This is a genomic window from Bacteroides rodentium JCM 16496, from assembly GCF_000614125.1.
Taxonomy (GTDB): domain Bacteria; phylum Bacteroidota; class Bacteroidia; order Bacteroidales; family Bacteroidaceae; genus Bacteroides; species Bacteroides rodentium.
Window position 1 is genome coordinate 24044 of the sequence record NZ_BAKJ01000027.1, and the last position, 26411, is coordinate 50454.

A 26411-nucleotide genomic window follows, 5' to 3' on the forward strand; every position below is an offset into this window, starting at 1 on the left:
TCGCAAACCAATTCTGTTCGACTATAAAAGACAATAGCTTGCCTTGAGAACCTTGCGAGCTTTACTTGAAATATAAACTTTAAATATGGAAATACAATATATTACCCCCTCAGCCCTGCACGACGAAATGCTGCGTCTGCGGAAAGAGAAACAGATGGACTTCCTGGAATGCCTCAGCGGTATGGATTGGGGAATACCCGACGAGAAAGACACACCGGACACCCCCCGCGGACTCGGCGTGGTCTATCTGTTGGAATCTACTGTTACCGGCGAACGGATAGCGGTACGCACCGCCACCCTGAACCGCGAACGTCCCGAACTTCCTTCCGTCAGCGATATCTGGAAAGCTGCGGATTTCAACGAGCGCGAAGTCTACGACTTTTACGGCATCGTTTTCATCGGTCACCCGGATATGCGCCGACTCTATCTGCGCAACGACTGGGTAGGCTATCCCATGCGCAAAGACAATGAACCGGAAAAAGATAATCCGTTGCGTATGGACAACGAAGAAACGGTGGACACTACCATGGAATTGGAGCTGAATCCCGACGGTAGTGTCAAGAATAAGGAGATGCAACTTTTCGGTGATGAGGAATATGTGGTGAACATCGGTCCCCAACATCCGGCCACCCACGGCGTAATGCGCTTCCGTGTATCATTGGAGGGTGAAATCATCGACAAGATTGATGCCAACTGCGGCTACATCCACCGGGGTATCGAGAAGATGTGCGAAAGCCTGACCTATCCGCAGACCTTGGCTCTGACCGACCGTCTGGACTACCTGGGCGCACACCAGAACCGCCATGCCTTGTGCATGTGCATCGAAAAGGCAATGGGCGTGGAAGTAAGCGAACGCGTGCAGTACATACGTACCATCATGGACGAGTTGCAGCGAATAGACTCTCACCTGCTGTTCTACTCTTGTCTTGCTATGGACCTGGGTGCACTGACGGCCTTCTTCTACGGTTTCCGCGACCGCGAAAAGATTCTCGACATCTTTGAGGAAACTTGCGGCGGACGCCTCATCATGAACTACAACACCATCGGTGGCGTGCAGGCGGACATTGCTCCCGGCTTCGTAAAGAAAGTGAAGGAGTTCATCCCCTACCTCCGCGGTATCCTACACGAATATCACGACGTATTCACCGGGAACATCATTGCCCAGCAACGTCTGAAAGGTGTGGGTATACTCTCACGGGAAGATGCCATCGCCTTTGGAGCTACCGGGGGCACCGGACGCGCCAGCGGATGGGCCTGCGACGTGCGCAAGCGTATGCCGTATGCCGTATATGACAAGGTGGACTTTAAAGAAATCATCCGCACCGAAGGCGATTCGTGGGCACGCTACCTTATCCGTATGGATGAGATTCTGGAGAGCCTGAAGATTATCGAGCAACTGATAGACAACATCCCGGAAGGAGCCTACCAGGAAAAGATGAAACCGATTATCCGCGTACCGGAAGGCACTTATTATGCAGCCGTAGAAGGTAGCCGCGGTGAGTTCGGCGTCTTCCTCGAAAGCCACGGCGACAAGATGCCTTACCGCCTGCATTTCCGCAGTACGGGCTTGCCATTGGTATCGACCGTAAACACGATTTGCCGCGGAGCTAAAATCGCCGACCTTATTGCCATTGGCGGAACATTGGATTATGTAGTACCAGATATTGACAGATAAAAGGATTTACGATTTGACTATTTACTATTTACAATTTGCCATGCGGAATTACAGCGCAACCAAATAGTAAATTGTAAATAGTCAAATAGTAAATCAAAAAAGCGCCTCGTAAATTGTAAATAGTAAATTGTAAATAGTAAATGAACAACGTATTTGACTTTAGTATAGCAACCAACTGGATACACCAGATGCTGACTTCCCTGATGCCGGAAGGTCTGGCAATATTCCTCGAATGCGTGGTGATTGGCGTATGCATCATCTTGATGTATGCCGTGCTTGCCATCATCCTGATTTACATGGAGCGTAAGATATGCGCCTTCTTCCAATGCCGCCTCGGTCCGATGCGCGTGGGGAAATGGGGATTGCTCCAAGTGCCCTGCGACGTCATCAAGATGTTGACAAAGGAAATCATTGATTTGAAATTCTCTGACCGGTTCCTCTACAATCTGGCACCGTTCATGGTAATCATCGCTTCTTTCCTGACATTTGCCTGCCTGCCCATCAACAAGGGATTGGAGGTATTGGACTTCAATGTAGGAGTGTTCTTCCTGCTGGCTGCATCGAGTATCGGCGTAGTGGGTATCCTGCTGGCAGGCTGGAGTTCCAACAATAAATTCTCGCTGATTGGAGCCATGCGAAGCGGTGCGCAGATTATCAGCTACGAGTTGTCCTGCGGATTGAGCATACTGACAATGGTAGTGTTGATGGGAACCATGCAGTTCTCCGAAATAGTAGAAGGGCAAGCTGACGGCTGGTTCATCTTCAAGGGGCATATCCCTGCATTGATAGCCTTCATCATCTACCTCATTGCCGGAAATGCGGAAACCAACCGCGGTCCCTTCGACTTGCCCGAAGCCGAAAGCGAGTTGACTGCCGGATACCATACGGAATACAGCGGTATGGGCTTCGGATTCTTCTATCTGGCGGAATATTTGAATCTGTTTATCGTAGCCTCCGTGGCAGCCACCATCTTCCTGGGAGCTGGATGCCGCTACACATCGTAGGCCTGGACGGCTTCAACGCAGCGATGGATTACATTCCGGGATTTGTATGGTTCTTCGGAAAGGCCTTCTTCGTAGTCTTCCTGCTGATGTGGATAAAGTGGACCTTTCCCCGCCTGCGTATCGACCAGATTCTGCATCTGGAGTGGAAGTACCTGGTGCCCATCTCTATGGTGAACTTGATTTTGATGGTATTAATTGTAGTATTCGATTGGCACTTTTAGAGCCCCTCCCCCCTAAGGAGGTGTGTCAAAATGCAGGATGGAACACAAATTACGCAAATTACACAAATTAATGCAAATCGCATATATTGATAATCAGCGGATTGGTTAAAACGATATTTGTGTAATTTGCGTTCCATTGCCGATTTTGACACACCCTCAGAAGATAGTATTGAAATATGAAAACAGAAAAGAATATATGAAAACAGATGATAGATATATAGATAAAGGTAACTCGTCTCCCCTCTACGGGGGAGGGGTCGGGGGGAGAGGCTTTTACTTCGTCAAGCTTTTCCGCGGCATCACCTCTCTGCTGACGGGTATGAAAACAACCATGACCGTATTCTGCCGACGAAAGACCACCGAACAATATCCGGAAAACCGCGCGACGCTGAAACTCTCCGACCGTTTCCGTGGCACGCTGACCATGCCCCATAATGACCGGAATGAACATCGGTGCGTGGCTTGCGGCTTGTGCCAGATGGCTTGTCCCAACGACACCATCAAGGTGACCGGCGAGATGGTTGAAACGGAAGACGGAAAGAAAAAGAAGATATTGGCTAAGTACGAGTACGACCTCGGTTCGTGCATGTTCTGCCAACTCTGTGTGAATGCCTGCCCTCACAACGCCATCACGTTCGACCAGAACTTCGAACATGCGGTGTTCGACCGCACGAAACTGGTCCTGACGCTGAACCGTCCGGGCAGCCATGTAGAAGAAAAAAAGAAACCCGCCGCTCCCAAAGAAGAGGCAACAAAGTAATTCGTAAATAGTAACTTGTAATTAAACAACATGGAAATAACTCTTGAAACAGTAGTATTCTACTTCCTTGCGGCCTTTATCACCGTATTTTCCATCTTGACGGTAACGACCCACCGCATGGTGCGCTCGGCCACCTACCTGCTGTTCGTGCTTTTCGGTACGGCAGGCATCTACTTTCTGCTGGGTTACACCTTCCTCGGTTCCGTGCAGATTATGGTCTATGCCGGCGGTATCGTGGTGCTCTACGTCTTCTCCATACTGCTTACCAGTGGCGAAGGCGATGTCATCGAGAAGCTGAAGCGCAGCAGGTTCCTTGCCGGACTGGGTGCCACCGTGGGCGGTGCCATCATCGTAGTATTCATCACTTTGAAGCATAAGTTCATCGCCACCACCGACGTAGAGCCTTTGGAGGTCAACATCAAGACCATCGGCCACCACATGCTGAGCGGTGACAAGTATGGTTATCTGCTTCCCTTCGAAGCTGTCAGCATCTTGTTATTGGCATGTATCGTAGGCGGATTATTAATAGCACGTAAAAGATAAGGATTATGATACACATGGAATATTATCTGATAGTTTCGGCTATCATGTTCTTCGCAGGCATCTATGGGTTCTTCACCCGCCGCAACACACTGGCAATACTTATCAGCATCGAGCTGATTCTGAATGCCACGGACATCAACTTTGCGGTGTTCAACCGTTTCCTGTTCCCCGGAGGACTGGAAGGATATTTCTTCTCTTTATTCTCCATCGCCATCTCGGCGGCCGAAACGGCTGTAGCCATTGCCATTATGATTAACATCTACCGTAACATCCGCAGTATTCAGGTGAACAGACTGGATGAGATGAAATATTAAACAGTTTTCACCTTTCAATTATCAATTAAATTATGGAATATACAATATTAATCCTTCTACTCCCTTTCCTCTCTTTCCTCGCTCTGGGACTTGGAGGCAAGTGGATGTCACACCGCACTGCCGGCCTTATCGGAACTGCGGCACTGGGTGTGGTCGCAGTGCTTTCCTATCTCACCGCAGGAATGTACTTCAGCGCTCCCCGCCTTGCCGATGGTACGTACGAGGCGCTGATGCCCTATAACTTCAAATGGCTGCCCTTCACAGAAAGCCTCAGTATCGACATGGGCATCCTGCTCGACCCGATTTCGGTTATGATGCTCGTGGTCATCAGCACCGTTTCGCTGCTGGTACACATATACTCTTTCGGCTACATGAAGGGCGAACGCGGTTTCCAGCGTTACTACGCCTTCCTGTCGCTCTTCACCATGTCCATGCTCGGACTGGTAGTAGCAACGAATATCTTCCAGATGTATCTGTTCTGGGAGTTGGTGGGCGTGTCCTCCTATCTGCTGATTGGTTTCTATTATACGAAGCCAGCGGCTATTGCCGCTTCGAAGAAGGCGTTTATCGTGACCCGTTTTGCTGACCTGGGATTCCTTATAGGTATCCTCGTCTATGGGTATTATGCCGGTACATACACCTTCAGCCTAATGAGATGGCGCTGGCAAAGGGCGGTGCGGCCATGATTCCGCTGGCCTTGGGACTGATGTTCATCGGTGGTGCCGGAAAGAGTGCCATGTTCCCGTTGCACATCTGGCTGCCCGATGCCATGGAAGGTCCTACGCCGGTCAGTGCACTGATTCATGCCGCCACGATGGTGGTTGCAGGTGTCTATCTGGTGGCACGCATGTTCCCGTTGTTCATAGAATATGCTCCCGACGTGCTGCACATCGTGGCATACGTAGGAGCCTTCACGGCATTCTATGCTGCCAGTGTGGCATGTGTGCAGAGTGACATCAAGCGTGTACTGGCATTCTCCACCATCTCCCAAATCGGTTTCATGATGGTGGCGCTGGGTGTATGCACATCGACCGACCCGCACGAAGGGGGACTGGGCTACATGGCAGGCATGTTCCACCTCTTCACACACGCCATGTTCAAGGCATTGCTGTTCCTCGGAGCGGGTAGCATCATCCATGCCGTACACAGCAACGAGATGTCTGCCATGGGCGGACTGCGGAAGTATATGCCCATTACGCATATCACGTTCCTCATCGCCTGCCTTGCCATTGCAGGTATTCCTCCGTTCTCCGGATTCTTCTCCAAAGATGAAATCCTGACGGCATGCTTCCGGTTCAGCCCCACTATGGGATGGATTATGACAGTGATTGCAGGTATGACAGCATTCTATATGTTCCGCCTCTATTATGGTATCTTCTGGGGGGGCGTAGCGCCCAGGCAAGAGTCGGCAAGCAATGGGGGCGACAGGCACATGTCTCACCTCCATGAGAGTCCGCTGGCGATGACCCTGCCCTGATGCTCCTGGCTGCGGTTACGACAGTTGCCGGATTCATTCCTTTCGGGCACTTCATCAGTTCCAACGGTGAAGCATATAACATCCATCTGGATTGGAGTGTGGCAGGTACAAGCATCGCCGTAGCGGTGGTTTCCATCGCGATGGCAACTTATATCTATGCAGGTAGCCGGCAGCCCGTTGCCGATACATTGGCACACCGTTTCAAAGGCTTGTGGACAGCAGCTTACCACCGCTTCTATCTGGACGAGGTCTACCAGTTCATCACCCACCGCATCATCTTCGGCTGCATCTGCCGCCCCATCGCCTGGTGGGACCGCCATGTGGTGGACGGCTTCTTCAACTTCCTTGCCTGGAGTGCCGAGGCTACCAGTGACGAGATACGCGGTCTGCAGAGCGGACGCATCCAGCAATATACATTTGTATTCCTGCTGGGCACGCTGGCACTGATACTGTTGCTATTGCTATAACCCGAGATTTTTCAATCGTAAATCGTAAATCGTTAAATCGTAAATATAAAGATGAACTTTTTATCATTATTCGTACTCATCCCCTTGCTGATGTTGCTGGGTCTTTGGCTCAGCCGCAACATCGCACAAATACGCGCGGTGATGGTGACCGGTGCATCGGCTCTGCTGGTTCTTTCTGCAGCATTGACCGTGATGTACCTCCATGCACGCCACGCCGGTGCCACGGATGAAATGCTGTTCCGTGCCGACATGGTCTGGTATCCAGCACTCAACATCCACTATTCGGTAGGAGTAGACGGTATTTCGGTAGCCATGCTGCTGCTTTCGGCCATCATTGTCTTTACCGGAACATTCGCCTCCTGGAGGCTGCAACCGCTGACTAAAGAATATTTCCTTTGGTTCACCTTCCTTTCCATCGGTGTGTTCGGGTTCTTCATCTCGATAGACTTGTTCACCATGTTCATGTTCTACGAGGTTGCCCTCATTCCCATGTATCTGCTTATCGGCGTATGGGGGTCGGGACGCAAGGAGTACTCCGCCATGAAGCTGACACTGATGCTGATGGGCGGCTCCGCCTTCCTGCTTATCGGTATTCTGGGTATCTACTACGGTGCCGGAGCCACTTCTATGAACCTATTGGAAATAGCACAGATGCACAATATTCCCATCGAACAGCAACGTATCTGGTTCCCGCTCACCTTCCTCGGTTTCGGTGTGCTGGGCGCTCTGTTCCCGTTCCACACGTGGAGCCCCGACGGTCACGCCTCCGCACCGACTGCCGTATCCATGCTCCATGCCGGTGTATTGATGAAGCTGGGAGGTTACGGATGTTTCCGCATAGCCATGTACCTGATGCCCGAAGCTGCACAAGAACTGGGATGGATATTCCTGATTCTTACCGGAATCTCCGTGGTATACGGCGCATTCTCCGCTTGTGTACAAACCGACTTGAAGTATATCAATGCTTACTCTTCCGTCAGCCATTGCGGCCTGGTGCTGTTCGCCATCCTGATGATGAACCGGACGGCTTGCACGGGTGCCGTTCTGCAGATGCTCTCTCACGGACTGATGACAGCCTTGTTCTTCGCCCTTATCGGTATGATATACGGACGTACCCATACGCGTGACGTCCGCGAACTCTCCGGTCTGATGAAAATTATGCCTTTCCTGGCTGTCTGCTATGTAATCGCCGGTCTTGCCAATCTGGGACTGCCCGGACTCAGCGGTTTCATTGCCGAAATGACCATCTTCACCGGTTCGTTCCAGCATCCCGATACGTTCCACCGCGTGTGGACAGTCATTGCATGCAGTTCCATCGTGATTACGGCAGTCTATATCCTGCGATTGGTTGGAAAGATTCTCTACGGAACCTGCACCAACAAGCATCACCTCACCTTGAGCGACGCAACCTGGGATGAACGCACGGCGGTCATCATCCTCATAGCCTGCGTTGCCGCCCTGGGTATGGCTCCGTGGTGGATTAGCGGCATGATTGGAGACAGCGTATTGCCGATAGTCAATGCACTGTAAATTGTAAATAGAAAATTATAAAACAGTAAATACATAGTCATGGATTATTCTCAATTCCTCCTGCTCAAAGAAGAGCTTTCGCTGATATTGGTCATCGTCATCCTTTTTGTCGCCGACCTCTTCATGAGTCCGGATGCACACAAGAATGACGGCAAACCGGTGCTGAACACCATGCTGCCCGTCGTCCTGCTGACCATACATACACTTATCACCATCGTCCCCGGTCCTGTGGCCGATGCCTTTGGCGGCATGTATCACAACCAACCGATACAGAGCATCGTGAAATCCATTCTCAGTATAGGTACACTGATTGTATTCCTGATGGCACACGAATGGATGCGCCGTCCGGACACTGCCATCAAACAAGGTGAGTTCTACATTCTGACACTTTCCACCCTGCTGGGTATGTACTTCATGATTTCCGCCGGCCACTTCCTGATGTTCTTTATCGGCCTGGAGACGGCAAGCATCCCGATGGCAGCGCTGGTTGCCTTCGATAAATACCGCCACCACTCTGCCGAGGCGGGCGCGAAGTACATCCTCACGGCACTGTTCTCCAGCGGATTGCTGCTGTACGGATTGTCCTTGATTTACGGCACGGTAGGCACCCTCTACTTTGCCGACATCCCGGCACACCTCACCGGCGAACCGGTACAGATTATGGCCTTCGTCTTCTTCTTTGCCGGCATGGGATTCAAGATTTCACTGGTTCCTTTCCACCTTTGGACGGCAGACGTTTACGAAGGTGCTCCAAGCACGGTGACAGCTATCTGAGTGTCATCTCCAAAGGCTCTGCCGCCTTCGTGCTGATGACTATCCTCATCAAAGTATTCGCTCCGATGGTGGAGCAATGGCAGGAAGTGCTTTACTGGGTTATCATCGCCTCCATCACGCTTGCCAACCTCTTCGCCCTGCGCCAGCAGAACCTGAAGCGGCTGATGGCTTTCTCCAGCATCTCGCAAGCGGGTTACATCATGCTGGGTGTCATCAGCGGAAGCGCACAAGGTATGACGTCGCTGGTTTATTACATACTGATTTATATGTTTGCCAATCTCAGCGTGTTCACAGCCATCACGATTGTGGCGCTACGCGCCCACAAATTCACACTTGAAGACTATAACGGGCTGTACACTACTAATCCGAAGTTGGCGTTTCTGATGACACTGGCACTGTTCTCTCTGGCAGGCATCCCACCGTTTGCGGGTTTCTTCTCGAAGTTCTTCATCTTTGCGGCAGCTTTCGAAGGCGGTTTCCATCTGCTGGTATTCATTGCCCTTATCAATACAATCATCTCGCTTTATTACTATCTGAAGATTGTAAAGGCAATGTACATCAACAAGAGCGACGAGCCGATTGCAGCATTCCGCAGCGACAACTATACACGTGCCAGCCTGGCCATTTGCACGCTGGGTATTGTGGTACTGAGTATTGCAAGTGTGGTATATCAATCCATCGCTAAGTTCTCGTTCGGATTATAACCGGAGGGTATCATCACTCACCACAGATTGCGCAGATTGGCACAACTCAAAGTTCTTGATTATCAGAACTTCTAAAAATAATTTGTGTTAATCTGCATAATCTGTGGTGAGTGTGTATTTGGGCACATTTCCATACTATACAATCGGCAGCACAAACCAAAAGCATGAACCTTTCCCCGGTTCACTGTCCACACCGATTGTGCCACCCAACTGTTCTATAATGCTCTTGCTGATAGAAAGCCCCAGACCGGTGCCATGCACAAACGTATTCAGCTTTATAAAACGGTCGAATATTCGGACCTGCATTTCCGGCTCGATGCCAAGGCCCGTATCGGCCACATAAAAACGCAAATGAGTTTCATCCACCTTATCATATCCTACACGGATACTTCCCGCAGTGGTGAACTTGATGGCATTGTTGACAAAGTTGGCTATGACCTGATTCAAACGGTTACGGTCACTGACAATCCGGCATTCCGGCAGATGACGGTCGAAGAGAACTTCCACACCCGGTTTGGCTTTCATCTTCATGAAGCGCACAATGTCCTCACACAGTACGTTCACGTCCAGCTCTTTTTTCACAAAGTCAAATGTCCCGGCCTCTATCTTGGACAAATCCAGTATGTCGGAAATCAGTTGCAACAGCAGGTCATTGTTTTCTTCGATAATCGCCATATACAGCCTTTTTTCCTCCATGTCCTCGGTCTCTCCCATCAGACTGGAGAAACCGACAATCGCATTCAGAGGCGTACGTATCTCATGACTCATATTGGCTAGGAAGGCACTCTTCAGGCGGTCGGCGGTTTCTGCCTTCTCCTTGGCTTCAATCAGCATAGCCTCCGTCTCCTTCAATTCCGTAATGTCATAGTTGACGCCTATCAGTTCTATTTGTCCGTTCTCCGGTTCGAACAGATTGACGACCACATTGGTACGTACCCAGTTCCATTTCCCCTTCTCTCCCGGACGTTCAATGCGCATCTCTCCCTGGAAATGTTTGGCTTCGCCCACACGGGCCTTACAGAAAAAATCGAGCATCCGCCTGCGGTCGCTGGGGTACATCTTGCTGTATATTCCCACGACATCTGCCAACTGGGTATTCTCGTCCTCTCCCATATTCTTGTACCATTGCTTAATGGCATAGCCTTTCCGGTCGAGCAGGTTCAGCTTGGCATAACCTACCTTCGCATAATCCGATATAAGCAGGAAGAAATTCTCGAAATCACAGATACGGCTCATGGCATCAATCCGTTCCGTGTTGTCGATATTAATCATGGCATAGCCGGTAAAGTTACCTTTACTGTCATACACCTTGCTCACTTTCGTATAAAGATGCATCACATCCTTCGGCTGTTTGGAAGTGGAGTAATACCCTTCAGTCCGGTCGAAAGCATAATTCAGGCGGAAGTCGACCATATCCTCGGTCTGTATACGTTCGGCCAATTGGGCGGACACATTCGGGTTCTCGAATAAGTTCACTCCAATGACATCTTGTTTGTCACGGACCCCGAATATCTCCATATCCTTATTGTTGATGTCCACCAGGAATCCGTCTTTGTCATAGATTTCCACTCCCGCTGGTATATTGGCAAAGATATTCTTGAACAGTTTCTCGCTATGGTCCAAAGCCTGGTGAGTCTGTACCGAGTCTGTAGTATCAAGGAATAGGGCCACCACTTCATTCTTTTCCGGAGAGTATATCACCACGTGGCAGTGCTTGTTGGTGAGTTCAAAACACATGTCCATTTCCTTATGTGTCCCGGTGTTCACTATATCCAGCAGATACTCCAGCTTGGGAGCCGCCTCTCCTGAAAAAGACGAGGCAGTCTTGCCTATAAACGCCGATACGGGTTTTCCCAATAAATCGGCAAAGATAGAATTCGCATCTGTCACATAATACCCGTAGGGATTGTCCTTTTCATCACAGACAATGGACATCCGCACATACCCCAAAGGCATATAGCGGAACAGATTGCTGAGGAAAGTCCGTTCACGCACGGCCTCATCCTTCGTTTTGCGCAACTCTATACAAATGCTGATGACATTTGCCAACGAACTAAACCATTGGTAATCCTCGTTGGTCCACATTCGGGTACGGTCCACCAAATCAATGCCCATATATCCCCATACCTGGTCATTGGCAACCAGCGGAGTTACCATCAAGGACTTTATATTCTGTTTCGCCAGAATTTCATATTCGGCATAAGCGTGCTCCGGCAGTTGCCTCAGCGTTTCCAGCAGAACGGGCTTTTGTGCCATAATCTGTGACGTCCACCACGGCAGGCTTTCTGTATAGACCCCCTGAAGCATTTCTTTCTCAGGAGCCACTCCCGGAGCCACCACCTCGTATGTGCAGCTCTGGTACTGGCACTTCTCATCGTATTGGAATATATATACACGCCCGCCACGAAAGAAATCGAGAATATCTTTCAGTATGTCGTAAATGCCCGCACTTATATCCTCGTCTTTCAGGAAGCGGAATAGGGAATGGGAGATTGAGGTCTGCCGATAAAGTAAATCGTTCACTCTTTGCAAAGCCTGCTTCGCAGCCTCCTCCTTCGGCATCTCTACACGCTGCAACACTCCGAAAGCTTTCAACGTACCATCCGGCAGATGCTCCTTATACCCCACGCGCGAATAGACCCAGACCACTCCTTCGGTAGAATAGATGGGAAACGTCTGTTCATAGACCTCCATATTCTGAATGGCAAGGAACTCCCGGCTGATACGCGCCCGATAATCTTCGCGTATCATTTGACCGAAATCCTCAAAGCTCAGGTATTCCCCTTCCAAGCCTAACAACTTACAGACATATTCGGAACAGAGATACTGCCTTGAAGAAAATCAGCCTCCCACCAACCTATCCGGCCAAGGGTGGAAAGACGCCGGAAACGTTCACTATCGTCACGATGAACAGCCATATAGTTATCAATATTGGTTTGAGATACAAAAATAGCTATAAAACTCCAATAAGCAACCATTAGAAACCTTTTTCGTCCCAAGCAGCCTATATATGGTAGAACAGAATTGGTTTGCGAAAAGAAAAGCGAATCATTTCCGTTCTACTATAAATCCGTGAAATTCCGCGTAGTTCCGCGCCTAAAAGAAAGCGCTAAGAGGTTTTAGACACGCCCTCACGTGTTTATTTTAGACTACTTCTTTTTCAGCTCCTTCTTCAATTCCTGCACCTGGAAGCTGAACAAGTCCAAATGACGGTAGATGCGCTGCATAAAACTGCCTGCCGCCTTAAAGCAGATGCGCGAGATACGGACTTTGTCTGCCGTGCACTCCTCTATCCGCTCCACCGGTTCGCTGGTGATGGCAGGATAGAAATTTCCAAGCCCCTTGATGTTCACCGTGCGTCCGCTCGCCAGATAGTCTGCTATGATATCCGGCAGTTGCACCAGCACGGACTGGGCGTCGCCCACTTGCAAGGAACTGACAAAAGCCAGCCTCTGGGCCAGTTCGTCATTGCTCACCGGTTCCGGCTGAAGCACTTTTGATGCCGCGTAGTAGCGCACCACTTCCTTGTCTCCACTCTTGTCCACCTTCTTGCGGACCACATAATTCATTGACATACCATTCTTTCTTTATAATTAGGTTAGTAAAAAACGAAAGATATTCCTGCCCGACGCGAGGCACACCTACAGCCAGTATACACAAAGCCTATACCTTGCAGCAGAGACTCCGTGACCGAGTACCTTTCACTATACGACTGAGTACCTAAAACACCCGGATGTATTGCCCCAAAACATGGGGATGTTTTCACCCAAAACACCCGGATGTAATACCCCAAAACATGGGGATGTTTTGGGAGAAAAGATGGGGATGTTCTGACCTTTCAGTATACGACTCAAAGGTACTAACTCCCTATGAGAAATGCAATAGGTATAGGACTTTTGAAACATCTCCTCCCAAAATTTCTTTTGAAGAAAGAACACACTACCGAAAACTTCCCTATTTTTGTACCCATGAAAGCAAACAAGCAATCGGTAATCACACTTCTCATCCTGCTTTGCCTCTGCGCATGCAGGCAAACGCCCTATCCCACTGTTCTGAGTACAGCCGACAGCCTTGCCAACATCGTGCCCGACAGTGCCATCCGTCTTCTGGAGAGCATCAAGACCGAAATAGCCACCGCTCCCGAAGCCACACAGATGTACTACCGCCTGCTCTGCATCAAGGCCAAAGACAAGGCATACATCCTCAACACCACAGACAGCCTTATACTCCCCACCCTGAACTACTACATAAAGAAAAATGACAAGCGCCATCTGCCCGAAGCCTACTACTACGCCGGCAGAGTCTATCGTGACCTGGGAGACGCCCCGCAAGCACTACCCTATTTCTACAAGGCAATGGAGGTTCTGCCCAAGGATACGGAATCACCGCTGAAAGGCAAGATATACAGCCAGATAAGTTCCCTGCTGCTTTCCCAGGACCTCTATAATGAGGGACTGGAAGTATTGAAGGAAGGGTATCGGTACAGCCTGTCGAGAAAAGACAGCATCGACATGCTGTTCTGCTTGAGAGATATAGGCAGTGCCTACCGTGAGATGGAGAAGCCGGACAGCACCCTGCACTATTTCCGGGAAGCAAGAAAGCTGGCCTATGAGATGGACAACAAACGCATGATATACATGATTGAAGGCCAGGTTGCAGCCGTCTGCCTACAATTGGAAGACTGGGAGAATGCCAAGCAAGCACTGGACATCGCCATCAAAAGTACCTACCTTCCGGGATTGTCGTCCACTTACTCCATTGCCGCAAACTACTACTACCTCACCGGGCAACCGGATTCCACCATCTACTATTGCAAAAGGATGGAAGATGTGGGAAATGTCTATGGCAAAAGGAGTGCCTGCCTATACATGGGGGCCATATCCCTGGATCGCGGCAATCCGCAAGCGGCACTGAAGTACCTCAATCAATACCTTCTATACAACGACTCGGTATCAAAACTGAAAAATGCGGAAACCGTACGCAAGATGCACTCTATCTACAACTACCGGCTGCGGGAGAAAGAGAACGATGCCCTGAAGGCCGAAAACAGCCGGAAAACACAAATCATGACGTATGCCATCTCTTCCGGCCTCATCCTGCTCCTGCTCTTCTTGCTATACTGGCAGCACAGCCGCCGGAAACAGTTACTGCTGAATGCCCAGCTGGAAGATATCAGACGCCTTAAAGAAGAACAATACCAGAAGAGCACCCTCTTCATCGAAGAGAACAAAAAGAAGATAGCACTTCTGGAACAACAACTGCAAGCCCTCGGCGAAAAAGACAAAGTACTGCGAGAGCAACTGCAAATGCAAAAGGAGATAACCCTCTATGCCAACAAAAAAGCCGAAATAGAGAAAGACGAACAACGGATGCTGCACTCCGTCATACAGAAATCGGACATCTACCGGTTGCTCAAAGAGCAAATTCTGCCCGACAACCGCCCCATAACCCGCGAAGAATGGAAAGCATTGGAAGAAACCGTGAACGGTGTCTATGACGATTTCAGCGGTAAACTGAACCGATACCACAAGCTCAGCGAACACGAACTGCACATCTGCCTGCTGCTCAAAATAAACATGTCGCCCGTAGAAATAGCCCGGCTGACCAGCCATACCAAAGAGTCCATCTCTTCTGCCCGCCGAAGGCTCTACGAAAAGGTATTCAGAGAGAAAGGAGCCCCCGGAAAGTGGGACGAATTCATCGCATCCTTATAGCCGCCATGGAGTAGCATGCACGCAAATGCACACTATATGCACACTCTCCGGTGGGCCATAATTCAATGATATTGCCTTTATTTGTGATACAAATTAAAATCTGTATCATACAGGAAAGATTTTCATTACAGAAAGTAAAAAACATCCGGAAAGGTTCACGCTAATACCATTGGATTATGAACATTAGAACAATATTGATTATGGGACTGCTTAGTATGTTGGTATCGGATTGCAATGCACAAAGGAAACTTACAGAGCAGGAACAAGCAGATATAGATACTTTTCTTTATTTACAAGCCAAGCACGAAGCGGAGATAAAAGCTTTGATTACGATCGATATACTGTACTTGGTGGACAGAAAACATGTCTATGCCTACAAGGGTTACCATATTTCCTACGACAATACCAAAGTAATCCCTTTAACCGCCAAAGAGAAGAAGACAATTACCGACGCGTATAGAAAAGGAGCATTAGGCATTTCTGTTAATGATATTGTTAATTATGCTGCCATTCCCGCATTCAACAGCTATTTATTTGTTGCCGGAAACACATTCATATTATCTTATAACTATGGGATATTCAAACACGAAAGCTTTGAAGAATATGATATTGCAATTTCCAATAAATGGAAACGGAAAGTGGAATCAATCATCAAGAAATACTGTCCTGAAAGCTTTTCCCAAAGCGAACAGTATTGAAATGCACACTATATGCACACTTCCAAACCACTTCTGATTCAATAATATTACTTTTCTTTGCCGGAAAATAAACAATGCCCAATACTATTATAGCATGAAGAAAATGTTTTTAATGTTCCTCCTATGCGGAGCGACCCTGCTGAACACATCAGCGCAAGAGAAAGTATATCAAATAGACGAAGTATCAGTCATCAACTATGGCGACGGACGATTACTGTACCGCCATTGGGATCAGGATAAAACTCCCCTGCAAGGCGAGCATCGCATCATCGATGGTTATCGTTCGGAATACCTCATTGCCAACTTCAAGGACGGAATGTATGACGGTCTTTACCGATACTACAAAAATAATGTATTGATGATAGAAAGCACTTACAAGAACGGTAACTTTGACGGCTATCGCAAAGCATTCTATCCGGACGGCAAAACCTTGGCAGAGGAATCGACCTTCATAGACGGGAAGATGAACGGCATCATCAAGTCCTATTATCAGAACGGACAGGTGAAAACCGAAGTCAGCTACAAAATGGGTGTACAGGACGGGCCGGACCGACGTTACAGTGAAGATGGAAAACTGCTTCTGGACACCTACTATAAAGACGGACTACCGGACGGCAACTGGGTGGAGCACATCACAAGCAACAGAGGTGACTACACATGCCGCCGTAGCTTTAAGAACGGGAAAATGACGGGAGAATATTCCAGAATATGGGCAAGCGGAAAGCCATACGAAAAGGGCACTTACAAAGACGGCAAGAAAGAAGGTGTCTGGACAGAATACCGCGACGACGGGACGCCATCCGTCTCGACCACCTACAAGGCCGATGAGAAAACCGGGGAAGAAAAGCATTACTTTACCAACGGGAAGGTAGAGACCTCAAGAAACTTCCTGAACGGAAAACGTGACGGCATCAGCCGTGAATATTACAGCAACGGCAAGTTGAAATTGGAACGCACTTACAAAGCCAACAAAGAGGAAGGCCCCTACAAGCGTTTTTACGAAGACGGAACTTTGCGTGAAGAAGGACGTTGCGAAAACGATTCAGAAGTCTATCGCAAGGAATATTACGATAACGGCAAACTGAAAGCCGTAGCGGAACGTCCCAACGGCAGCGGTTCGTGGACTACACTGGAAAGATATGACCGCAACGGAAACAAGCAATAAAATACGTCTGCCGGGAATAATCAAGAAACTGCTCATCGGTTGTTTCCCGGCATTCGGCATTTGCATGTCTGCTTGTCCACAGGAAGGGTGTGATGTAAAGCAAGATATTTATCAGCTACAACAAGGATACGAGCTTTGTGTCTCCTTATCACCGGATAGCATACGCAGGTTTACCTTAAAGCATGGGGATGAGACGCAATTGATTGAAGAAGAACCTATAGAATGCACACAAGCTGATAAATATGCTTTGCGTTACAGCGGAATGGATTTCGAAAAGTATTTCGTATTAGACCGTTGGGAATCACAATACACTGTTCGTTTGTACCTATACGAGAAGAGTACAGGAAAGAATCTCTTCAAGAACAAACTGTATTATGAAAGCGATTGCGACACCCCGTCAGGCCTATTGCTCTACCAGGATGCCGACAGCAAGACCAATCCCGATGGAAACTTGACCTTGCTCGACTTGCAGACGCTATCCGAAACGAAAATAGACATAAGGCAGTTTATCCCTAAAGAAGAAAGTCCGGTCTATTACCAGGCAAATTTTGAGATAAGCAAGGTAACCGGTGATTCTGTCTATATTACCTATCATACTGACGAACCGGTCAGTCATCCGTTTCTTCTATATAAAAGAGAGCGAACAAAAGTAACTGAAAATAAGTAAGACACATGAATCCGACCAAAAACATAAAAGTCTTATCGATTACCATTGCAGTCATTCTGACTGTTCTATTGGTACTCAAAGCCTTGCAAGACACGGATGACTGCGGGTCTGCAGCAGCTTTGGCTGTTCTATGGGTAATAGCAGCTTTTGACCCTTTATGTCCTTACGCTATAGGTTGGCAAATAGCAGCATGGATGTCATTAGTAAGTTTTACCATCATACTGATTGCATCCGTATGTAAATGTACCCCTATTAAACGAATACTGATTTTCTATAGCATTATGCCTATCATATATATTGTAGTGACCATGATTTTAGACGCAAAGTTACACCCGGGCGAATTCCCCGCCAATATTGATAAGCAGATTTATAAAGCATTAGCTTGTTTAATCGTATGCCGCATCAGTTGTTCTTATGCCCGTTACTATATAGGCAGTGCATGGCACGGCGTATTGGCACTACTACCATACCTTAGTATAGGCACCATCGTAATTATAACACAGGAATATTAATAAGTAAAACGATTAGAATGAAAGCGAAACTAATTTTCTATAGCACTATGATTGCCATATACACAGGAATAGTGATAATAAATATAACAATAGCTTCTTTCTCAGGACGTAGTACTACCTCATTCCCGATTTTAGAGTCCTTTTTTGAAGCTTTGCTGATTTGTCTATTCGTATGTCCTTTCAGTTGCTCTTTTGCCCGACACTATACAGGCAGTGCATGGCATGGCGTACTGGCACTACTGTTATTCCTTATTATTCCAGGGTATATCTTTATATGGTATGATGTACTGGGACTACTACTATTATTCATTATTATCGTAGGAGGTATCATTACAGTACTATTATATCGAAAAGCAAATAAATAGAAGACATGAAATTCAATAGATACACTTGCCTGCTCTTGCCAAGTATAGCACTGCTCGCCGCATGCAGTCGCAATACCCAACCGCAAGAACACTATAATTCAGTTTTAATCACAGAATACAACAATACCTACGATAATGCGGGCAGATTGGTGAATGTAAAAGCAGTAAATACGCATAATCTGTACTACAGCCAAGACAAAGCTTATATACTGACATCTAACAGTTTGCAGCAATATATCTATAGCAATGACACGGACTACATAGCCACGGAGATTTCCGACTCTGACATAAGGACAACAAGCCGTCACAAGAACATAAAGGAGGAACTTTGGCTAAAAGATGGCAAGGATACCACATTCTACTCATTTACCAGATATTATGCCAAGGACAAACCGGAATATATAAAAGACATATCTGCATCCTGCGATTCTCCCTCGGAAAAATGGATGTCCGAAAGTTTCTACACTTATAACAGTCAAGGGGAACTCGTTAAAACAACAGACACCGACCTGACGACCGGAGAGAAAACGGAAAGATACTTCTTCAGAGGAATTACCTACGAGGAAGCTCTGCAAAAGACACCTCATTCCGAATGTACACGAGAGATAGTTTGCGAAAACACTACGGCAAATAACGACACCGTCATTGTCACGACTACCATTGGCGGATTACCCCGTGAAATCCGGAAAGAATATAGAGACGGAGAACTCAAAATTGAAGTTCTCAATAGGAAATTCGGAGATTCTCACCGGACAGACAGTATCTACTACAAGAATGGCATGAAGTTTAAAGAGACTTGTATTGATTCAGGCCGGACAAGTAAAACCATAAAAATCTCCATTTATGACGAAAGGGGCCATTTATTGAAAGAAACCGATAAATACAAATACAATAAAAGTACAGAACAAGAGGATTTACTGCCACCTTATCAGATACCCTACATATCAGATGAGCTTTGATGAAGCATCCATCAACAAACAAACTCCCCTAAGTCAAGAGAAAGCCCTCTGGAAATCCCTGCCCGACGGGGACTGGAATACCTGCAAATCAAACTCCGGAATAATGGCAAGTACGTGGTCGAAGACATCGGCTTGTACCCCTTCGTAGGGCACCCAATCCTTCAGCGCACAGAAGAAATAAAGCTCTATCGGGATACCGTGGTCGGTAGGCTGGAGTTGGCGCACCATGCAGGTCAGTTCCTGATTTACGTCGGGAAGACTTTTCAAATAAGCCGTCAGATACGCCCGGAACACACCAAGATTGGTCTGGCGGCGTCCGTTGACGAGGATGGAGTTATCGATGCCGTTTTCCGCATTGTACTTTTCAATCACTTCCTCCGTCTGCTCCACATAATCTTTCAGTAGCTGTATCTTGCGATATTTTGCCAGCATCTCCGGGGTGCAGAAACGGACGCTGGTCATGTCGATATTGATGCTGCGCTTCACTCGCCGCCCACCGCTCTCGCGCATGCCGCGCCAGTTCTGGAAGGAGTCGCTGACAAGCAGGTAAGGAGGGATGGTGGTAATGGTATTGTCCCAATTGCGCACCTTTACAGTGTTCAGCGTCACTTCTATCACCGTGCCGTCCGCACCATACTTGGGCATGGCAATCCAGTCGCCCACCTTCAGCATGTCGTTGGCCGAAAGCTGCACACCGGAGACAAAGCCCATAATGGAATCCTTGAATACCAGCATCAGGATGGCTGCCGAAGCACCCAATCCGGCAAGCAGCGAAAGCGGGTCGCGGCCTATCAGTTCGCCCACGACCACAATGCCGCCCACCAGCCATAGGATGACTTGCATGGTCTGCAACATCCCCTTTAAAGGGCGGTCACGAAATTGCTCCTTCTCGCTGTATACACTGTAAACAGCCTTCAGGAACGAGTTGACGAAACTCAGGAAAGTAATGATGATGTAAATAAGGCAGATACGCCGGATGAAATCCATTGTCGATGAACCGACTTCGACAAATGCCAATGGAACAAACAGGTAGATGATGACAGGAGCCACCATGCGGCTGAGGTGCACCATCACTTTACGGTCGAATACGATGTCGTCCCATGTAGCTTTGGTCTTCTTCACCAGTTGTGCCACTACTTTCAGCAGAATTTTCCGGCATAGGGTATCTGCCAGAAAAGCAACGGCAAGTATCAATGCAAAAGCAATGAATTGGTCGAACATATCAGCCCGGGAAGGGATATGCCCCACCCGATTAAAAGGTCGTCTATCTTCTTCAATATTTCCATAGTGCCTCTCCCCCGACCCCTCCCCCGTAGGGAGGGGAGATGGGGGTTACTTTAGTTATGTATTAACAGTTCTATTCTCTCTTATGCTATTCTCCCTTTCTTCCCTCTCCACGGGGGAGGGGTTGGAGGAGAGACTTAAGAATTCACTTATCTCTTCCCGCATCCATTGGTACAAAAAGAGATTCTTGTACCCGTCGTTCTTCTTCAACATGAAAGCGGGGCTTGCCAGGCTGTTCTCGTAACAAGTCAGTTCATTGCGGAACTGTTCATCACTTCTTGCCAACCGCTTGATTTCCGCCTCACGCTCCCGTCGCAGGCGGGTGCAGACGGGCACAAGGAGCTTAAGCACCACGCCGTCCATCAGATGGTGCCCCTGGATATACAGATAGGCGGTTTCGGGCTTCAAGGCAAGGCGTTCCAGTTCTACCCCCAGCTGCTTCACGCCGTCCATGTAGCGGGGATAGCGCACTTGCAACTCTTGCAGCTTGACCGCCACGCTACGCTCCACCCGGGCAAGCGCCTCTTCGGGACGATACACATCCACCTCTTGCAGGCGTGTGCTGTCGTGGAACTCGTACATGGGGAAAGTATTCGTGTCGCGGTTGCGGTAGAACCAGACATTCCACAAGAAGAGCGGATAAATTATCTCGGAATAACGGCGCAAGAAAGCAGGGAAGTCTATCAGCCGGCGGTCGTTGAGCGTGGCTTGCACACAGACCTCGTGCAAACTTTCGGCATAGCACTGGAAGTTCTCAATGGCGTAGGCATAGGTCTGGATGACGTATGGGCTGCCGTTCACCATATGCGACATAGGCGTGGCCCCTTGCAGAAGGAAGTCGTAATCACTGTCCACGCAGGCAATCAGGTTCTTGCCCAACTGCTCGACCTTGAAGATACGGGTCAATGCCATCTTCTTCCCCTTGGCCAGCGACTTCGAGGAGGGAAGCATTATCTGGAAATAGCGTTCTTCATTCTCGAACTCGGTCAACAGCGTCCGCCAGAAAGCAATGTCGTCATAGCTTTCCACATACGCCACTATGCGCCTGCGTGCTCTCTTGGGAGACAGCTTGCGGGCGGCATCCAGATAGGCGGAAGTAAGGTTATGTCTTAGAGAAGTAGCCACGCATCCAGGGATTAAGGATTAGGGATTAGGGATGAAATCTCGCTCACTTCGGTCACTGCATCCAGCCAGCCCTCCATGATGACGGCGGGAGAATGCGTGGTGAGGATAAGCTGGACGTTGGGGTTCAGTTCGCGAATCATGCCGATAAGTTTCTGCTGCCAGTCGATGTGCAGGGAGGCTTCCGGCTCGTCCATGAAAAGCACACAGTGGTCACCGTCGCGCACCAGCACGGTCAGCAGGATGACCAGCATCTGCTTCTCGCCCGACGACAGTTTGTAGGGCAGCAGGCGCTCGCCGTTCTGATAGAAAACGATGTCATTGCTTTTGCGGTCTATCTTCTTATGGGTATAGCTGAAAAGTTCGTCCACCATATCCTGAAACTTCCGCTTGGGAAGGGAAAGGGAGGGAGCCAGGCTGCGCTGCTCTTCATCGCCGCTGAGCAGCTCTATCATCTTGTTGCCGATGTTCACCTGGTAGTCCAGATAACGGCGCTGGAGCAGATAGAGCTGCCAGTCCAGTTCCGACTTCACGTTGGCATCGGCCATGCGTGCCGTAAAGTCGCCCATGATGAGGGGGCGGTCGTAGCTACGGATTACATCATAAGGGATAAAGGTAGCTGCGGGGTTGTCGAAGTAGACGTGTACCCCGTTCTTCTCGTCACTCTTCACTTCACCCGATGTCTGTTCCAGATAGCCCACCGAACGGTTCAGGATAGTGGTCTTCCCCACTCCGTTGATGCCGGAAAGTATATTGACGTCAGGACGCAGGTCCCAGGCAATATCGTACCGATGCCACAATCCGTGTATTTCGATACGCTTGATGTAATTGGCTTGTACTTCCATGATTTCTTGCTTTAATCAGAAGCAAATATACACGATAATCTCTTATTTCTACGCCCGCAAGGTAGAAAAATCATATAATGAAAGTTTTCTCTTTTCAGAAAATAGTTGTTCTTTTGCACCCGCAAAGAACAAAAGACTATGAACAAGAACATTCAAGGGCATCTGTTCGCCCTTACCGCAAATATTCTGTGGGGCTTGATGGCACCTATAGGCAAGTCAGCTCTGATAGAGTTTTCCGCGTTGTCAGTAACCACATTCCGCATGGTAGGCGCAGCCGCCTGCTTCTGGCTCCTCTCCTTATTCTGCAAACGCGAGCAGGTGGACCACCGGGACATGCTGAAGATATTCTTCGCCGCACTCTTCGCCCTGGTATTCAATCAGGGTGTCTATATCTTCGGACTCTCCATGACTTCACCCATAGACGCCTCCATCGTCACCACCACGCTGCCCATCGTCACCATGATAGTGGCAGCAATCTATCTGAAAGAACCGGTCACCAACAAGAAAGTGCTGGGCATCTTTGTAGGAGCCATGGGAGCATTTATACTCATCATGAGCAGCCAGACCACCGGTGCCGGCAATGGCAGCCTCATCGGAGACCTTCTCTGCCTGCTCGCTCAAATCAGCTTCTCCATTTATCTGACCGTATTCAAGGGGTTGTCGCAGAAATACTCTCCCATCACCCTGAACAAATGGATGTTTGTCTATGCCTCCATGTGCTACATCCCGTTCTCTTACCACGACGTGGCTGCCATACAGTGGAGCGAAATATCCACAGCCGCCCTGCTGCAAGCGGGATATGTGGTTGTGGGAGGAAGCTTCCTTGCCTATATCTTCATAATGAGTGCGCAGAGGCTGTTGCGCCCCACTGTCGTGAGCATGTACAACTACATGCAACCCATCGTGGCCTCAACCGTTGCCATCATCTTAGGATTGGGAGTGTTCAATTTGGAAAAGGGAATAGCCATAGCCTTGGTATTCCTGGGAGTGTACATCGTGACACAAAGCAAGTCACGCAAGGATTTTGAGAAAGAAGGGAGAGAACCGTAATGATGAGATACGTCAAGTGCTTAGCAAACAGATTTATATTATTCACTTAAAACAAAAGTAAAATGAAAAAGATTACCTTGTTTTTATTTATGATGCTCGCTGCAATGGCGGCAAAAGCGCAAATTTATGCAGGAGGAAGTCTTGGCTTCTGGTATGACAACGGAGATGATGGCGGAGTTGAAACCACAACGTTCACCATTTCCCCCGAAATAGGTTACAACCTCAACTCCAAGTGGGCAATAGGTATGGCACTCGGTTTCTCTCACATAACCGCCAGCGACGAAGCCAAAGTAAAGACTACCGGATTTGCCATCGCACCCTACGCACGTTTTTCTTTCTACGAAAACAAGATGGTACGCTTGTTCATTGATGGCGGCTTTGGGTTCTCTACCGTAAACAGTGATGTGGCAAAGACAGTGAACGGCATTGAGGTAGGTTTCAAACCCGGCATTGCCCTAAAGCTGAACGAACACTTCAGCCTAATCGGTAAGGTAGGATTCTTAGGTTATCGGGATGACTATATATCCGGTGCCGACGGACAAGGACTGGCGTTGAGCAGTGAAGATTTGTCTTTGGGATTCCACTATGAGTTCTAAGACGCTGTCTTCTCCTTGTTTTTATCCCTTTCGCAGTCCGCGAAATAGATATCCGGCAGATTCTCGGTAGACACAAAGGAAGTCAGGTAGCCTTGTAGCACCTGGCTTTCTTTATCGGCCAGCATTGCCTCAATCTTCGGGCTTTCCCGGACTTCGCCCATTGACACCTCCACCGTCACGACCACCCTGCCCATCATCACCATGATAGCGACCGCGATTTAGAGGCTGCCTACGCCCTACCGTGATGATTCACAGCACGCCGGCACGTACCCGGCTCAGAGACTCGGGAGTCATTAACAGATAAGATGCTATGTGGTTGACTGAGGCACGCCGGGCTATCTCCGGATAATCCCTGACGAAACGCGCATACCGCTCGCGTGAGGTTTCGAAACGCCAAGAGTCTGCTTTATATTGGGAAACCATTAAAGAACCCTCCAATAAATGGCGAAGCAGACGGGCTATATGCAGGTAGCGCTCAGAGAGTTCGACCAGTCCTGCATACGAAATGCTCCAGATGACGCCTTCCTCCAGGGATTCCAGCTGAAGGCAATTACGCCGTCCGGTGAAAAGGCTGACGATACACATAGCGCCGTCACCATCGCAGGCAAAGTTCTCTGTAATGTCTCGGCCTTCTTTGAAATAGAACTGGCGAAGCAGTCCTTTCTCTACGAAAACAATATCCCTGGCTATATCTTTCTCACTAATCAACAGTTCTCCTTTGTGCACCTCACGGCGTACAAACAAACCGGCAATGAGCTCCAGCTCCTCAGAAGGGAGTTCATGAAGGCGGCGGGTAAACCGCCGCGCCACTTCCATGTTGTTTTCCTTAGTCATCAATATAGGGAAAGGGATATGCCCTTATTTCTTCAGTTCTGCAAAATAGGTGTCCAGCAAGTTCTTGGCAGCCACAAAAGAAGTCAAGTTGCCTTGTAGCACTTGGTTTTCCTTGCCAGTCAGCATCGCTTCAATCTGCGGATTGTGGTAGAAGCTGTCGCGCAGCTGTTCGTTAATGGTCTCGTACATCCAGTATTTGCTTTGCTCATTGCGGCGGTATTCAAAATAGCGTTATCTTTCACAAAATCAATGTATTTGTAGACCATATCCCACACTTCTTTTACACCAAGATTATAGAAACCGGAATAAGTCAGCACTTGGGGTGTCCAGCCGCTCTCCGGAGCCGGGAAGAGGTGCAGCGCATTACGGAACTGAGTTGCTGCCAGCCTGGCCCGCTCCAGATTGTCGCCATCAGCCTTATTAATGACAATGCCATCGGCCATTTCCATGATGCCGCGTTTGATGCCTTGCAACTCATCGCCCGTACCCGCCAGCTGTATCAGCAGGAAGAAGTCTACCATGGAATGTACGGCAGTCTCACTCTGCCCCACCCCTACCGTCTCTACAAATATCTTGTCGAAACCGGCAGCCTCACAAAGCACAATCGTTTCACGCGTCTTGCGTGCCACGCCACCCAGCGAACCGGCAGAGGGACTGGGACGTATAAAGGATTTGGGATGAACGGAGAGTTTCTCCATACGCGTCTTATCACCGAGAATACTACCTTTGCTGCGTTCGCTGCTCGGGTCAATGGCAAGAACGGCCAACTTGCCGCCGTGTTCCTCCAGTACATGCAAGCCAAATACATCAATAGAGGTACTTTTACCGGCACCGGGCACGCCACTGATACCCACACGGACAGAGTTGCCCGAATAGGGCAAACACTTCTCTATCACCTCCTGCGCCACAGCCTGGTGCTCCGGTTTCACACTTTCCACCAGTGTCACAGCCTGGCTGAGTACCGTAACATCACCTTTCACTATACCCTCCACATAGTCTGATACGGAAAGCTCGCGTTTCTTCCGCCTGGGACGGTTCTTCAAGTAAGGATTGACCGATGAAGGTTGCTCAATGCCTGCATTGACAACCAAGCCTTTATATGCTTCATTATTTTCGGGATGTTCCATGGTT

Annotated in this window: 18 protein-coding genes and 6 pseudogenes; 16 read left to right on the top strand and 8 right to left on the bottom strand. The window is 48.8% G+C overall.

Annotated elements, in window-relative coordinates; genetic code table 11:
• The first annotated feature begins 85 nt into the window (after window positions 1-85).
• The 8 genes and pseudogenes from JCM16496_RS12725 (at window position 86) to JCM16496_RS12760 (ending at window position 9469) form a co-directional block, all read left to right on the top strand.
• A complete protein-coding gene (locus JCM16496_RS12725) occupies window positions 86-1675 on the top strand; it encodes an NADH-quinone oxidoreductase subunit D (protein WP_025834706.1) in 1590 nt (529 codons plus the stop codon).
• Between the two features lie 140 nt (window positions 1676-1815).
• Window positions 1816-2900 (top strand): annotated as a pseudogene (gene nuoH / locus JCM16496_RS12730) (NADH-quinone oxidoreductase subunit NuoH).
• A gap of 319 nt (window positions 2901-3219) precedes the next feature.
• Window positions 3220-3660: a 4Fe-4S binding protein gene (locus JCM16496_RS12735; protein ID WP_244440371.1), complete on the top strand. Its 441-nt coding sequence runs from the start codon at window positions 3220-3222 to the stop codon at window positions 3658-3660.
• Between the two features lie 30 nt (window positions 3661-3690).
• Window positions 3691-4203: an NADH-quinone oxidoreductase subunit J family protein gene (locus tag JCM16496_RS12740; protein ID WP_005823970.1), complete on the top strand. Its 513-nt coding sequence runs from the start codon at window positions 3691-3693 to the stop codon at window positions 4201-4203.
• A 5-nt stretch (window positions 4204-4208) separates the two neighbouring features.
• Complete coding sequence (gene nuoK, locus JCM16496_RS12745) at window positions 4209-4517, top strand: NADH-quinone oxidoreductase subunit NuoK (RefSeq protein WP_025834711.1); 309 nt, start codon at window positions 4209-4211, stop codon at window positions 4515-4517.
• Window positions 4518-4549: 32 nt separating this feature from the next.
• A pseudogene (gene nuoL, locus JCM16496_RS24640) lies at window positions 4550-6461 on the top strand (NADH-quinone oxidoreductase subunit L).
• Between the two features lie 51 nt (window positions 6462-6512).
• A complete protein-coding gene (locus tag JCM16496_RS12755; RefSeq protein ID WP_025834714.1) occupies window positions 6513-7991 on the top strand; it encodes a complex I subunit 4 family protein in 1479 nt (492 codons plus the stop codon).
• Between the two features lie 39 nt (window positions 7992-8030).
• Window positions 8031-9469: pseudogene (locus tag JCM16496_RS12760) on the top strand (NADH-quinone oxidoreductase subunit N).
• A gap of 135 nt (window positions 9470-9604) precedes the next feature.
• Here JCM16496_RS12760 and JCM16496_RS12765 read toward each other — a convergent pair.
• Both JCM16496_RS12765 and JCM16496_RS12770 read right to left on the bottom strand, forming a co-directional pair.
• A pseudogene (locus JCM16496_RS12765) lies at window positions 9605-12387 on the bottom strand (sensor histidine kinase).
• 231 nt (window positions 12388-12618) lie between these two features.
• On the bottom strand, window positions 12619-13044 hold the full coding sequence (locus JCM16496_RS12770; RefSeq protein WP_025834716.1) for an HU family DNA-binding protein: 426 nt from the start codon (window positions 13042-13044) through the stop codon (window positions 12619-12621).
• 348 nt (window positions 13045-13392) lie between these two features.
• On the opposite strand from JCM16496_RS12770, the gene JCM16496_RS12775 reads away from it, so the two are divergent.
• The 6 genes from JCM16496_RS12775 to JCM16496_RS12800 all read left to right on the top strand — a co-directional run bounded on the left by JCM16496_RS12775 (window position 13393) and on the right by JCM16496_RS12800 (window position 19549).
• Window positions 13393-15183 (top strand): tetratricopeptide repeat protein, encoded by a 1791-nt coding sequence (locus JCM16496_RS12775; protein ID WP_128809591.1) that lies wholly within the window; start codon window positions 13393-13395, stop codon window positions 15181-15183.
• Between the two features lie 176 nt (window positions 15184-15359).
• Window positions 15360-15881 (top strand): hypothetical protein, encoded by a 522-nt coding sequence (locus JCM16496_RS12780; RefSeq protein ID WP_128809592.1) that lies wholly within the window; start codon window positions 15360-15362, stop codon window positions 15879-15881.
• Window positions 15882-15975: 94 nt separating this feature from the next.
• Entirely contained in the window at window positions 15976-17046 is a 1071-nt protein-coding gene (locus JCM16496_RS12785; protein WP_025834722.1) for a toxin-antitoxin system YwqK family antitoxin, read from the top strand.
• Window positions 17021-17713 (top strand): hypothetical protein, encoded by a 693-nt coding sequence (locus JCM16496_RS12790; protein ID WP_025834723.1) that lies wholly within the window; start codon window positions 17021-17023, stop codon window positions 17711-17713. Before JCM16496_RS12785 ends, JCM16496_RS12790 begins: the two co-directional genes overlap by 26 nt.
• Window positions 17714-17718: 5 nt before the next feature.
• Window positions 17719-18225, top strand: a complete 507-nt coding sequence (locus tag JCM16496_RS12795; RefSeq protein ID WP_025834724.1) for a hypothetical protein — start codon at window positions 17719-17721, stop codon at window positions 18223-18225.
• Window positions 18226-18595: 370 nt separating this feature from the next.
• On the top strand, window positions 18596-19549 hold the full coding sequence (locus tag JCM16496_RS12800) for a hypothetical protein (RefSeq protein WP_025834725.1): 954 nt from the start codon (window positions 18596-18598) through the stop codon (window positions 19547-19549).
• A gap of 33 nt (window positions 19550-19582) precedes the next feature.
• On the opposite strand, the pseudogene JCM16496_RS12805 reads toward JCM16496_RS12800, so the two are convergent.
• The 3 genes and pseudogenes from JCM16496_RS12805 to JCM16496_RS12815 form a co-directional block, all read right to left on the bottom strand.
• Window positions 19583-20835: pseudogene (locus JCM16496_RS12805) on the bottom strand (mechanosensitive ion channel family protein).
• Window positions 20836-20890: 55 nt separating this feature from the next.
• On the bottom strand, window positions 20891-21958 hold the full coding sequence (locus JCM16496_RS12810; protein WP_025834726.1) for a DUF4435 domain-containing protein: 1068 nt from the start codon (window positions 21956-21958) through the stop codon (window positions 20891-20893).
• 11 nt (window positions 21959-21969) lie between these two features.
• Entirely contained in the window at window positions 21970-22800 is an 831-nt protein-coding gene (locus tag JCM16496_RS12815; protein ID WP_025834727.1) for an AAA family ATPase, read from the bottom strand.
• A gap of 138 nt (window positions 22801-22938) precedes the next feature.
• On the opposite strand from JCM16496_RS12815, the gene JCM16496_RS12820 reads away from it, so the two are divergent.
• Window positions 22939-23850: a DMT family transporter gene (locus JCM16496_RS12820; RefSeq protein ID WP_025834729.1), complete on the top strand. Its 912-nt coding sequence runs from the start codon at window positions 22939-22941 to the stop codon at window positions 23848-23850.
• A 62-nt stretch (window positions 23851-23912) separates the two neighbouring features.
• Window positions 23913-24446 carry an outer membrane beta-barrel protein gene (locus JCM16496_RS12825; protein WP_025834731.1) on the top strand — a complete coding sequence of 178 codons (534 nt, stop codon included), beginning with the start codon at window positions 23913-23915 and terminating at the stop codon, window positions 24444-24446.
• Here JCM16496_RS12825 and JCM16496_RS12830 read toward each other — a convergent pair.
• From JCM16496_RS12830 to meaB, 3 genes and pseudogenes are all read right to left on the bottom strand, one after another.
• Window positions 24443-24649, bottom strand: a complete 207-nt coding sequence (locus JCM16496_RS12830; RefSeq protein WP_025834733.1) for a hypothetical protein — start codon at window positions 24647-24649, stop codon at window positions 24443-24445. The genes JCM16496_RS12825 and JCM16496_RS12830 overlap by 4 nt on opposite strands.
• 46 nt (window positions 24650-24695) lie before the next feature.
• Complete coding sequence (locus tag JCM16496_RS12835) at window positions 24696-25280, bottom strand: Crp/Fnr family transcriptional regulator (protein ID WP_025834735.1); 585 nt, start codon at window positions 25278-25280, stop codon at window positions 24696-24698.
• Between the two features lie 24 nt (window positions 25281-25304).
• A pseudogene (gene meaB, locus JCM16496_RS12840) lies at window positions 25305-26407 on the bottom strand (methylmalonyl Co-A mutase-associated GTPase MeaB).
• Window positions 26408-26411: the final 4 nt, after the last annotated feature.

Bases quoted from the DNA above. Each gene is read 5' to 3' on its own strand.
- JCM16496_RS12835 (WP_025834735.1), bottom strand. From the start codon at position 25,280: ATGACTAAGGAAAACAACATGGAAGTGGCGCGGCGGTTTACCCGCCGC.
- JCM16496_RS12735 (WP_244440371.1), top strand. From the start codon at position 3,220: ATGAAAACAACCATGACCGTATTCTGCCGACGAAAGACCACCGAACAA.
- JCM16496_RS12830 (WP_025834733.1), bottom strand. From the start codon at position 24,649: ATGGTGATGATGGGCAGGGTGGTCGTGACGGTGGAGGTGTCAATGGGC.
- JCM16496_RS12780 (WP_128809592.1), top strand. From the start codon at position 15,360: ATGAACATTAGAACAATATTGATTATGGGACTGCTTAGTATGTTGGTA.
- JCM16496_RS12725 (WP_025834706.1), top strand. From the start codon at position 86: ATGGAAATACAATATATTACCCCCTCAGCCCTGCACGACGAAATGCTG.
- JCM16496_RS12815 (WP_025834727.1), bottom strand. From the start codon at position 22,800: ATGGAAGTACAAGCCAATTACATCAAGCGTATCGAAATACACGGATTG.
- JCM16496_RS12785 (WP_025834722.1), top strand. From the start codon at position 15,976: ATGAAGAAAATGTTTTTAATGTTCCTCCTATGCGGAGCGACCCTGCTG.
- nuoK (WP_025834711.1), top strand. From the start codon at position 4,209: ATGATACACATGGAATATTATCTGATAGTTTCGGCTATCATGTTCTTC.
- JCM16496_RS12800 (WP_025834725.1), top strand. From the start codon at position 18,596: ATGAAATTCAATAGATACACTTGCCTGCTCTTGCCAAGTATAGCACTG.
- JCM16496_RS12770 (WP_025834716.1), bottom strand. From the start codon at position 13,044: ATGTCAATGAATTATGTGGTCCGCAAGAAGGTGGACAAGAGTGGAGAC.
- JCM16496_RS12795 (WP_025834724.1), top strand. From the start codon at position 17,719: ATGAATCCGACCAAAAACATAAAAGTCTTATCGATTACCATTGCAGTC.
- JCM16496_RS12820 (WP_025834729.1), top strand. From the start codon at position 22,939: ATGAACAAGAACATTCAAGGGCATCTGTTCGCCCTTACCGCAAATATT.
- JCM16496_RS12740 (WP_005823970.1), top strand. From the start codon at position 3,691: ATGGAAATAACTCTTGAAACAGTAGTATTCTACTTCCTTGCGGCCTTT.
- JCM16496_RS12790 (WP_025834723.1), top strand. From the start codon at position 17,021: ATGACCGCAACGGAAACAAGCAATAAAATACGTCTGCCGGGAATAATC.
- JCM16496_RS12825 (WP_025834731.1), top strand. From the start codon at position 23,913: ATGAAAAAGATTACCTTGTTTTTATTTATGATGCTCGCTGCAATGGCG.
- JCM16496_RS12755 (WP_025834714.1), top strand. From the start codon at position 6,513: ATGAACTTTTTATCATTATTCGTACTCATCCCCTTGCTGATGTTGCTG.